Origin of the sequence: Brucella grignonensis (assembly GCF_002252505.1) — a bacterium.
In the GTDB taxonomy this organism is placed as follows: domain Bacteria; phylum Pseudomonadota; class Alphaproteobacteria; order Rhizobiales; family Rhizobiaceae; genus Brucella; species Brucella grignonensis.
This window is the reverse complement of sequence record NZ_NNRL01000110.1, coordinates 1-381: the sequence shown is the minus strand read 5'-3', so window position 1 is coordinate 381 and position 381 is coordinate 1. Positions and strand designations below refer to the sequence as shown.

Below are 381 nucleotides of genomic sequence, written 5' to 3'. Positions count from 1 at the left end.
GGTGAACGCCTTGAACAGCGCGCCGAACGGGAACCACAACAGGCTGTTGGTCGGGTTCGAGGTGAACTGCGTGGTGAAGGCCGCAATGTCGCTTGCGAAGAAATGCGTGTTAGCAATGGCCGCGACATTCGCTTCGCGGACGCGACTGATGACAGAGCCCCATTCCGTCGTTGGTACGGCAACGGTTTCCGGACCGAAGGCCACTTCCCACCCCTGCCCGGGTGCCGCCTCGACAATCGCCTGAGCAACCACCTGGCTGTAGGGGAAGGAACCTGCGACGATGGCGATCTTGTTGTTGATCGGTTCCCACTGGCCACTGTCACGCAGCTGGCTCAGCATGTCGACAAAGGCGGTGCCATAGAAGTACTCCGCCGGGTCGCC

The 381-nt window shown here is 61.4% G+C and carries 1 pseudogene; it reads right to left on the bottom strand.

Annotation, left to right across the window (positions count from 1 at the left end):
• Positions 1-339: pseudogene (locus CEV33_RS01440) on the bottom strand (ABC transporter substrate-binding protein); the annotation flags it as partial.
• Positions 340-381: the final 42 nt, after the last annotated feature.